This is a genomic window from Nostoc sp. (assembly GCF_036919575.1).
In the GTDB taxonomy this organism is placed as follows: Bacteria; Cyanobacteriota; Cyanobacteriia; order Cyanobacteriales; family Nostocaceae; genus Nostoc.
In genome coordinates, this window is the sequence record NZ_JBALBY010000027.1 from 18478 (window position 1) to 28475 (window position 9998).

General features: G+C 42.6%; 9 protein-coding genes and 1 pseudogene. 4 read left to right on the plus strand and 6 right to left on the minus strand.

Going from position 1 to position 9998, the window contains the following annotated elements; genetic code table 11:
• Positions 1 to 57 precede the first annotated feature (57 nt).
• From V7K27_RS08935 to V7K27_RS08945, 3 genes are all read left to right on the plus strand, one after another.
• Positions 58 to 798, plus strand: coding sequence for a dienelactone hydrolase family protein (locus V7K27_RS08935; RefSeq protein ID WP_334946315.1), 741 nt, complete (start codon positions 58 to 60; stop codon positions 796 to 798).
• A 101-nt stretch (positions 799 to 899) separates the two neighbouring features.
• Positions 900 to 1211, plus strand: a complete 312-nt coding sequence (locus tag V7K27_RS08940; RefSeq protein WP_334946317.1) for a hypothetical protein — start codon at positions 900 to 902, stop codon at positions 1209 to 1211.
• A gap of 31 nt (positions 1212 to 1242) precedes the next feature.
• Positions 1243 to 1656: a hypothetical protein gene (locus V7K27_RS08945; protein ID WP_334946319.1), complete on the plus strand. Its 414-nt coding sequence runs from the start codon at positions 1243 to 1245 to the stop codon at positions 1654 to 1656.
• Positions 1657 to 2032: 376 nt separating this feature from the next.
• On the opposite strand, the pseudogene V7K27_RS08950 reads toward V7K27_RS08945, so the two are convergent.
• The 6 genes and pseudogenes from V7K27_RS08950 to V7K27_RS08975 all read right to left on the minus strand — a co-directional run.
• Positions 2033 to 2131, minus strand: a pseudogene (locus V7K27_RS08950) (ATPase); the annotation flags it as partial.
• Positions 2132 to 2187: 56 nt separating this feature from the next.
• Positions 2188 to 2796, minus strand: a complete 609-nt coding sequence (gene leuD / locus V7K27_RS08955; RefSeq protein ID WP_334946321.1) for a 3-isopropylmalate dehydratase small subunit — start codon at positions 2794 to 2796, stop codon at positions 2188 to 2190.
• A gap of 124 nt (positions 2797 to 2920) precedes the next feature.
• The gene (gene leuC / locus V7K27_RS08960; protein ID WP_334946322.1) at positions 2921 to 4324 is read right to left on the minus strand and encodes a 3-isopropylmalate dehydratase large subunit; all 1404 of its coding nucleotides are present in this window, start codon (positions 4322 to 4324) and stop codon (positions 2921 to 2923) included.
• Between the two features lie 271 nt (positions 4325 to 4595).
• Entirely contained in the window at positions 4596 to 5615 is a 1020-nt protein-coding gene (locus tag V7K27_RS08965) for a pentapeptide repeat-containing protein (RefSeq protein ID WP_334946324.1), read from the minus strand.
• 110 nt (positions 5616 to 5725) lie between these two features.
• Positions 5726 to 7201: a pentapeptide repeat-containing protein gene (locus V7K27_RS08970; RefSeq protein WP_334946326.1), complete on the minus strand. Its 1476-nt coding sequence runs from the start codon at positions 7199 to 7201 to the stop codon at positions 5726 to 5728.
• 552 nt (positions 7202 to 7753) lie between these two features.
• Positions 7754 to 8599 (minus strand): pentapeptide repeat-containing protein, encoded by an 846-nt coding sequence (locus V7K27_RS08975; RefSeq protein WP_334946328.1) that lies wholly within the window; start codon positions 8597 to 8599, stop codon positions 7754 to 7756.
• Positions 8600 to 8723: 124 nt separating this feature from the next.
• Between V7K27_RS08975 and V7K27_RS08980 the strand changes: the two genes are divergently transcribed.
• Positions 8724 to 9914 carry an FAD-dependent oxidoreductase gene (locus V7K27_RS08980; RefSeq protein ID WP_334946329.1) on the plus strand — a complete coding sequence of 397 codons (1191 nt, stop codon included), beginning with the start codon at positions 8724 to 8726 and terminating at the stop codon, positions 9912 to 9914.
• The last annotated feature ends 84 nt before the right edge of the window (positions 9915 to 9998 follow it).

Sequence of the window (9998 nt, forward strand, 5' to 3'; positions counted from 1 at the left end):
ATTCGGGTATTGTGTAGATGCGGATGAATGCCTTCGGCAATACACGGAGACAAAAAAGTGCAAATCACTAAGCGCAATATTGAGTTAAGAGTAGATCACAGCTTAATGCGTGTTTATGTAGCGGCTCCCAAAGCAGCCGGAAAATACCCTGGTATTGTCTTCTACAGTGATATTTATCAGTTAGGTGATCCAATAATTCGTCTAGCTAACTACTTAGCAGGATACGGCTATGTAGTAGCAGCCCCAGAAATTTTTCACCGAATTGAGCCAGTTGGTTTAGTAATTGAGCCAGACGATCTGGGACGGATGCGCGGAAATGACGATGCTCGTCGAACCTCGGTAGCTGATTATGATGCCGATTGCCTGGCTGTGATTGAATTTCTGAAAACAGAGAGTGCGGTTTCTCCAAATCAAATAGGCACTCTTGGCTTTTGTATTGGTGGACATTTAGCTTTCCGCGCCGCATTTAAAAGCGAAATTCGGGCTTGCGTTTGCTGTTACCCGACTGGTATTCCCAGTGGCAAACTGGGTAAAGAGGTAGCCGATACAATCGAGCGGGTAAGTGAAATCAAAGGCGAGATGCTAATGGTATTTGGTACTCTTGATCCTCATATCCCAGATAGCGATCGCCAAACCATAATTAGAGCAATTGAGAATGCTAACATACCTCACAAAGTTTTCTTATATGAAGCAGAACACACTTTCATGCGCGACGACGGTTATCGTTATGATTCTAGTGCTACTACCTCTGCTTGGTCTGAAATAGTAACTTTCTTGGGGCGCATATTTGCAAACTGAAAACTTCTATTATTGCTTTCTTCGCTTGATTTAGAGTATCTTAGGATAATAGGTGATTACAAGCCAACAAAGTGCTTATGACGGGCTAAGGATGGGTTTTTATGGTAGCAATCAACACTTCAATAAAGCTATCTGAGTTTTCTTCCATGTCTCAGGATGAAAACAAAGAGCGTGTAAATGCTTTGTTTCAAGCTGCAATCATTCCTACTCCTGAGCAAAAGCAAGCTTGGATAAAGCAAGTTAATGACGAGATTCAAGAATATGAATCTCGGTATAAAATGTCTTCAGAAGATATGCTTCAGGCTTTAAAGACTGGTGAAGCATTAAAATGCTCCGAAATCTGTAGTTGGTTAATGCTTCTGAAGACTAGAGGTCAGATTGAAAAGAAATACGGGTATTCACGATCCAAATAGATTTTCTTCGTATCAAGAAATTCATAGAACTGTGATGAATCAATTTCTTGATACTGGCTTTGTCGTTGAAGAGTCTCTTATCTTTAGTCCCTGGCAAGGTTTCGATGATGACTTTAATGAAATCCCTCAAATTCGCCTAAATGGAGAAATAGCTTGTTTAGGCAAGATTTTAATAACTGTAGACAAGTACTTAAATATTTTAGAAGGGTCTGGAAATAATGCTGTTGTTCAGACCTTTTCTTATGCTTATAACGCATCAATTCAGGGGCATGGCAATATTTTTCGCTACGACAACCAAGATGATATTTTCATGTTTAATCTTGGACATGCTGATGAGCATCATAAGCATTTGTTTAATTGGCAAGTTGCTGACCAGTTAGGTAATGTTAATTTGGGTAGGATACGAAGGATGGCCAAAATTGGATCAAATCATCAGAGAGGCTGAGTCTTGGTATTGGGAAAATCGTTCTGAGTTATTTTTCCCTGAACAGCCTGCTGAAATAGGTAAGGGAAGATTCGCTGCTTTTCCCATAAGTGATTTACAAAAATTTCCGCCTTCACTTGACAGTTAGGAATAAGAATTAAATAACATACAATTTATGTCCCTGTCTTACCTCACCCTCAATCCCTCTCCGATATATTGGAGAGGGAAGCTAGAGATAGGATGAAGTTTTGCATTTTATTTACAGCAGTTTTCATGTATTTGAACCACATCTGTCGTAGGGGCACAGCACTGCTGTGCCCTTACCGCGTGGTCTATTTACCTGAAAATAGCTGTAATCCACGTTCCTTAGTAGCTCGTCAATTTTGAGTTGTCTGCATCCTAAAATATACCCCCAGCCGCCGACTCGCTTAATATGTCCCTGATGATTTTGCCCCAAAACTATCGAACCAGTACCTGCTGCAATCACAATTCCTATATAGTACATTAGGCAATGGAGAGCATTCCCCGGCAGAGCCAGGGAACGAGAGAATGTTAACTCGTAGCAAAATTACCCCAACTCACGTAGGGTAATTTTGCAGCCGTTGCCCGAACTTGGTTAGCATTCGCCACCAACTGACCGCAAGCGTCCCAAGTCCCAGATATAAATGTGCTTCTGGTGCCTTGATCGATCGCAACTGGGGCGGTGTAATCACCAATTTGCACTTGCAAGGTTTCCAGATTGACTGTGACGGCGGCTTGGGGATTGGCAGCCACTAACTCTTGCAGTTGTTTAACAGTAACAGCATCGGCTGTCAGACAAGGTATGCCCATTGCTACACAGTTACCGAAAAAGATTTCTGCAAAGCTTTCACCAATTAAAGCTTGGATTCCCCGTTTAGCGATCGCTTGGGGTGCATGTTCTCGTGATGAGCCACAGCCAAAATTTCTATTGACTATTAAAATCTTCGCCCCTTGATACTGGGGTTGGTCAAAGGGATGTTCACCTTTAAGTGCTGTCCGGTCATCAATAAATGCACCTTCACCTAAACCATCAAAGGTAATGGCTTTCAAATATCGCGCGGGAATGATGCGATCGGTATCTATATCATTACCCACTAAGGGTATACCACGCCCTGAAACTGTTTTAACTTCACTCACCATATATTTTATATAGAAAACGAACCACAGAGACACAGAGAACACAGAGGAATGAGGAAGAGAGAGTTTTTTGGATATTTTTTTATTTGGAAGTTCCTAAGAGACTTCTCTCTACCATCAGGTGGGGTTACAGCAACTCGCGCACATCAGAAACTTCGCCTTTAATCGCAGCAGTGGCGACCATCGCCGGACTCATCAGCAATGTCCGACCGGAGGAGGAACCCTGTCTTCCTTTAAAGTTGCGGTTAGAGGAAGAGGCACTGATTTGTCTTCCTTGTAGCTTATCGGGGTTCATGGCCAAGCACATGGAACATCCCGGTTCACGCCACTCAAATCCGGCTTCCTGAAAGATTTTATCCAGTCCCTCAGCTTCCGCTTCTTGCTTTACCCTTTCAGAACCAGGGACAACAAAGGCTTTGATTCCCTCTGCAACGTGGCGACCTTTGGCGATTTTCGCAGCTTCGCGTAAATCACTAATCCTACCGTTGGTGCAACTACCAATAAAGCAGACATCTATTTTTGTACCCTTGATAGGTTGACCAGGATATAAATCCATGTAGCGGTAAGCTTCTTCGGCAATAAATCGGTCTTCTTCCAGCAGTTCTTCCGGCTGAGGCACTGACTGGTTAACACCGATACCTTGACCGGGAGTAATTCCCCAGGTGACGGTAGGAGAAATTTCAGCAGCATTAAATACCACTACATCATCGTACTGGGCATCAGCATCGCTCTTGATGGATTCCCACCAAGCCACTGCTTGATCCCAATCTGCACCAATGGGTGCAAAATCTCTGCCTTTGAGATAATCGTAGGTGACTTGATCGGGATTGACGTAGCCGCATCTGGCACCGCCTTCGATCGCCATATTGCAGACAGTCATCCTCTCTTCCATATTCATTTGTGCAAATGTCGTACCTGCAAATTCGTAAGCATAGCCCACACCGCCTTTAACGCCAAGTGTGCGGATGATATGTAAAATTACATCTTTGGCGTAAACTCCAGGGTTGAGAGTGCCGTTAACTTCAATTTTGCGGACTTTCAGTTTGGAAAGGGCGAGAGTTTGGGAAGCGAGAACATCGCGGACTTGGCTAGTACCAATACCAAATGCGATCGCACCAAATGCCCCATGACTCGAAGTGTGGCTATCTCCACAAGCGATCGTCATTCCTGGCTGGGTCAGCCCAAGTTCTGGAGCGATGACATGAACTATACCCTGACTACCAGAACCAATATTGTAAAAAGTTATGTCATTTTCTTGACAGTTATTTTCCAGCGCCTGGATCATCTCTTCTGCCAAGCTGTCGGCAAAGGGACGCGCCTGGTTTTCTGTGGGTACAATATGATCGACTGTAGCAACGGTACGCTCTGGAAAAAGTACTTTTAGACCCCTCTCGCGTAACATCGCAAAAGCCTGGGGACTGGTGACTTCATGAATTAGGTGAAGCCCGATAAATAGTTGCGTCAGCCCTGAGGGAAGTGTACCAACGGTGTGTAAGTCCCAAACTTTATCAAACAGAGTATTTTTGCTCATAGGTCAATCAATATTTAAAAAGTATAATCTTATATAGTATCAAAAAAGAGTTTAGGTTTTTGCAATCGGTTCATATTTAGTTACATCTTTGCAGTCTTATTGCTTCTGTGTGTTGTGATCATACATAGCTAGGACTTACGCACGAGTTACGGAATAACGAACCGCAGAGGCGCAGAGGACACAGAGAAATCAGAGTTTGAGAGATATTTTGCGTAAGTACCAATAGCGTAAAAACGGTAAAATGCGCCCAAATAACTCATTGACGCTTAATTTAACCGGACTGACGCCAATGTGTCGGTGCTTCGATATAATCAGGTAGGCAAGTGGTGCGATCGCCAATTGCCGATTCAATCTGCTTCTGTTCTAGGTTTTTGGTTCCCCCAAGGTGTGCGCCTTTCAAATTAGCTTCAGAAAGGTTTGCCATTTGCAGATTAGCTCCATAAAGGAATGTCCCATTTAGGTTAGCTTCATTTAAGTTTGCTCCTTGCAAATTAGCTTCCATACCAATATCTGCTTCTTGCAGTTTGGCTTCCATAAGAGTTGCTCCTTGCAAGTTTGCTCCATTTAGCGATGCCCATTCTAAATTAGCTTCCGTAAGGTTTGCTCCTTTCAGGTTAATTAGAGTCAGGTTTGCCCATTGTAGATTAACTTCAATTAGGTTTGCCCCTCTAATATCTGTATTACTTAAATTGAGCCTTTGTTTTTTCGGGTCATTCTTACAATTGCGTCGTCCGATAACGGTAAGGGCTGCTTGAATATCGGTGCGAATTTTTGGTGATTCCTGCTCCTCGTCTTTTTTCAAAGGTGCATTCTCTCGTACAAAAGCTGTAAGAATTTCCATAATTGTCCAGTGGTCTTTTGGGGAATCCTTGGCGATTCGTTCTAAAGTATAAATTGCCCCTAATCGCGTTTCAATCTTTTCATTGCCAAGCTGTTCAATAGCTTTTGCAAAGCGTTCTGTGATTTGCTTGTCTTGTGCTGCTTCTGCATTTCTTAAAGCAGCTTCGGCACTCTTATTTGCAGCTTCAGCACTCTTATTTGCAGCCTCAGCACTTTTATCCATAGCTTCCGCACGTTTCGCTGCATAGAACGCATTGATGAATACAGCAATTCCAACAAAAATGGTTCCAGTAGTTGTTAAAGCTTTAATTCCATAATCTAACCTTTGCTCTGTTGATAAACCTTCAGCATTCACAAAGGCTAAAAAAACAGCAATTAAAAAAAGAATAAATATAAATGATGGTAGAACTATTAACCAATTTCTCCGAGCGTCTGTGTTGTTATCAGACATAGCTTTAGTCTTCCTCATCTCCAGAATTATTACGGAGACTTTTAGTAAAAACTATAGCATTAAGTGAAACTGGTAGAATGCGCCCAAATAACTAATGATGCTGAGATAACTTAACCAGACTGACGCCAATGTGTCGGTGCTTCGATATAATCAGGTAGACGAGTGGTGCGATCGCCAAGTGCTTCTCTAATCTGCTGCAACTCTAAGTTTTTCGCTCCTGTCAAAATTGTCCCTTCCAGTTTGACATCACTGAGGTTAGCTTCTGAAAAGTTAGCTCCCATGAGGTTAGCCTGAGTTAGGTTCGCTTGATAAAAGGTTGCCTTATGTAGGTTTGCTCCAATGAGGTTAGCTTGATACAAGTCAGCTTCCGTTAAACTGGCTTCTGAGAGGTTGGCAAAATAGACTTCTGTTTGCTGGAGTTTGGCTGCATTCAAGTTAGCCCCAGAAAGGTTGGCACCATTTAAATTAGCCCCTGAGAGGTTGGCACCAATCAAACCCGTCATGTGCAGATTGGCTTTACCCAGTTTTGCTCCTTGCAAGTTAGCTAAAAACAGCTTTGCCCCAGAGAGGTTGGCGACTTTCAAGGTCGCTTGTTGCAAATTAGCTTTATAGAGGTTTGCTCCTTGGAGATTAGCTACACGCAGACTTGCTCCAGAGAGGTTGGCTGAACGCATGTTTGCCCCACAAAGATTGGCGCGGTTGAGATTAGCCCAACAAAGGTTAGCTCCACATAAGCTAGCTTTTAGTAATTTGGTTTCATAGAGAATAGACTTAACGAGTTTAGCGCCGTTAAGGTCAGCCTCACTCAAGTCAGCTTCACGCAAGTCAGCCCCACTCAGGTCAGCCCCACGTAAGTCGGCTAGTTGCAGGTTAGCTTTGAGTAGGTCTGCCCCTCTAATGTCGGTATTACGTAAATCAAGTTTTTGCTCTTTTGGGTCTTCGAGTAAATTACGCCTACCGATGACAGTTAGAGCTGCTTGAATATCAGTGCGTATTTTTGGCAATTCTTCATGGAGGTTTTGCTCCAATTGCTGTGTCGGACGCGACCCACCTCGACGCCTACTTGAGTAAACTGCTGTTGAGTATTCCGCCTTTTGTTGCTCTGCTTTTACGTGCTGGATAGGTGCATTCTCTCGCACAAAGGCAGTGAGAATTTCCATGATTGTCCAGTGTTCTTGGGGAAAATCCTGAGCAACTCTTTCTAATGCATAAATTGCCCCTGTCCGGGTTTCAACCTTTTCATGACCAAGCTGACCAATTGCCCCCATAAAGCGCTCTGCAATCAATCTGTCTTGATTGACTTTTGTATTTTGAATGCCAATTTCCAGGTTTTTCTCAGCTGCGATCGCATTTTTTTGCATCGCTTGGGCACGCTTTGCTGCATAATAAGTATTAAACATTGCTGCGGATGCGAGAAAAACTATTGCAGTAGTTGTTAATGCTTGGTTTCTATACTGGATTTTTTCCTGGATTGACAATTGCTTAATATTAGACAATGCGAAGAAAATTACAGTCAATGAGAAGCCAAATAAAACTGTTATAGTTATCAACCAATTCAACAGAGGGTCTGTCTTTTTAGAAGACATGGTAAAAATTTTCCTCACAACCTAGAATTATTACTTAGATATTGGGGAAAAATAGTATAGCATTTAACAGAAAATTATAATAGGTGGCAAGACACTCATTGAACTAGGGAATGACATCGAATATACTTATACGCTACGACAGAAATAAATCACCCATTCCAAAAGAATGAAACGCTTACGCTGTATTCATTTTGACTTTTGACTTTTGAATTCCGCCTTGCGGTACTAGTAGTCCCTCAAGCGAAGTTTGAAGGGTAAAGGAACGAACCGCAAAGGACGCAAAGAGCGCAAAGGAAGAAGGAAAAGACAGAAATAAAAAGTTGATTTACCAAGAATTGTTGGCTTGACGCACTACTAGTAGTCCCTCAAGCGAAGTTTGAAGGGTAAAGGAACGAACCGCAAAGGACGCAAAGAGCGCAAAGGAAGAAGGAAAGAAGAGAAATTGAAGAATTTATCGAAACAGAATAAAAGCGCAGAGCTACCTGTGCCACTTGCCGAAGTATTGATTCTGACTCCTGAATTCTGAATTCTGACTTCTGAATTCTTCTTCAATTACTCAGAGAATTTGGCTTCCCTGATATTTGCCCCATCGAGTCTGGCATCATTCAGAATTGCCCCATGCAACCTAGCTAGATATAAACTTGCACGATGCAGGTTAGCTCCTTCTAGGTTAGCTCCTTCTAGGTTGGCTGCACTGAGAATTGCTCCCTCTAAGTTGGCTAGATATAAGTTAGCTCCTTCTAGGTTAGCTGCACTGAGAACCGCCCCAGCAAGATTAGCTTCTCTCAGGTTAGCCCCAGCAAGATTAGCTTGATAGAGATTTGTCTGTTCTAGGTTCGCCCTATTTAGGTTTGCCCCCCTGATGTCCGTGTGACTCAAATCAAGTTGCTCATTTTCTGGGTCTTTGTTTACATCTCTTCTAGCGATAACGGTAAGGGCTGCTTGAATATCTGCACGAACTTTTGGTCTGAGGTTGCTCGTTAACAAATTCTGTGGGTTTAAGTCCCCGCAACTATCAAGTGGCAAGTTTTGTGTTGGAGTTAAATCCCCATTACAAAGTACAGACGCGATTAATCGCGTCTCTTCCGACTTCCGACTTCCGACTTCCGACTTCGTTAATTCCTCTTGGGTCATGTAAAGAGCATTTTCTCGAACAAAAGTAGTGAGAATGTCCATGATTATCCAGTGGTAATGTGGATGATTTTGAGTAATTTGCTCTAAATCATTAATTACAGCTAGACTGGTTTCTATTGTCTTATTCCCTAGTTGTTCAATTGCTATTCTTAAACGTTGTTTTGGCGACTGATGCTGAATTGGATGAAATTTTTCCTGGAAAGCATATATCCTAAGACATATTTTTGATAATTGACTGTTGTTTGTCGGTGAAATATTTTTCATAGCATAAAAAGCATCAATAACAATTCAAAATTCAAAAACTTCGGGGACAGTCTTATCCTACGGTCGCCGCTACGCGAACATCAAAAATATCACAACTCAAATAGAATTGCTATTAAGTACTTCAATGCAGCAAAACTTACAGCCGAAAGTTAAAGACCTAGTGCTGATTGGTGGCGGTCATAGCCATGCGATTGTCCTGAGAATGTTTGGGATAAAGCCTTTAGCTGGAGTCCGTTTGACGTTGATTACCGCAGCCAAAAAGACAGCCTACTCTGGAATGTTACCAGGACATATTGCCGGATTTTACAGCCACGATGAATGTCATATTGACTTGCGACCTTTAGCGAATTTTGCTCAAGCACAGTTATATATTGACAGAGTAGTTGCCCTAGACTTGAAAAACAACAAAATTCTTTGTGCTAACGGACTTGTGGTAGATTTTGATGTGCTGTCTATTGATATTGGCAGCACTCCGGCCACAGTGTCTGTATCAGGTGCGGCAGAATATGCGATCGCAGCTAAACCAGTATCGCAGCTATTGGAACATTGGGATGAACTAATTGAAGCTGTAGGTAAAAATCCTCAAGAATTAATTAGGATTGCGATCGCAGGCGGTGGTGCTGGCGGTGTAGAATTGGCGCTAGCGATGCAATCTCATTTACATCGAATTTTACGTCAAACTCAACAACCAATTGAAAATCTAGAAATTCATTTATTCCAACGTGGACAAGAACTGATGCCCAATTACCATTCATCAGTGCGGCATCAAATCCAGCAAATTTTAACTGAGCGAGGTATTAAGCTCCATCTTGGGGAAACTGTGTGTAATATCGCACCTATAACACACAGGGAAACTCAAGAAATATTTGAAATTAAATGTGAATCTGGTTTGAGAGTAGAGTGTAATAAAATTTTTTGGGTAACGCAAGCATCAGCACCCGAATGGTTAAAAATCGCTGGATTAAGAACTGATGAGCAAGGCTTTATTTTGGTAGAGGACACGTTGCAATCTCAAACGCACCCGCAGGTATTTGCTGCTGGTGATATTGCCACAATGGTAAATCATCCGCGTCCGAAAGCTGGGGTGTTTGCTGTCAGACAAGGTAAACCTTTATTTGAGAATTTGCGGCGAATTTCATTAGGTAAGTCGCTCAAACCTTATAGACCACAGAAACAATATTTGAGTTTAATTGGTACAGGAGATGAACGAGCTATTGCAATACGAGGTGTCATCACTTTACCACCTCACAAACTCTTGTGGCGTTACAAAGATTGGATTGACCGCCGCTTCATGGAACGCTTTCGCTTTGAATAAATTAGGGAGTGGGGAGTGGGGAGTGGGGGGATGAGGGGTATGAGGGGGATGAGGGGGATGAGGGGGAGGAGGGGGAGGAGGGGG

What these genes read in the sequence shown, in the direction of transcription:
- V7K27_RS08940 (WP_334946317.1), top strand. Translation starts at nt 900, where the DNA reads ATGGTAGCAATCAACACTTCAATAAAGCTATCTGAGTTTTCTTCCATG.
- leuD (WP_334946321.1), bottom strand. Translation starts at nt 2,796, where the DNA reads ATGGTGAGTGAAGTTAAAACAGTTTCAGGGCGTGGTATACCCTTAGTG.
- leuC (WP_334946322.1), bottom strand. Translation starts at nt 4,324, where the DNA reads ATGAGCAAAAATACTCTGTTTGATAAAGTTTGGGACTTACACACCGTT.
- V7K27_RS08965 (WP_334946324.1), bottom strand. Translation starts at nt 5,615, where the DNA reads ATGTCTGATAACAACACAGACGCTCGGAGAAATTGGTTAATAGTTCTA.
- V7K27_RS08970 (WP_334946326.1), bottom strand. Translation starts at nt 7,201, where the DNA reads ATGTCTTCTAAAAAGACAGACCCTCTGTTGAATTGGTTGATAACTATA.
- V7K27_RS08975 (WP_334946328.1), bottom strand. Translation starts at nt 8,599, where the DNA reads ATGAAAAATATTTCACCGACAAACAACAGTCAATTATCAAAAATATGT.
- V7K27_RS08980 (WP_334946329.1), top strand. Translation starts at nt 8,724, where the DNA reads ATGCAGCAAAACTTACAGCCGAAAGTTAAAGACCTAGTGCTGATTGGT.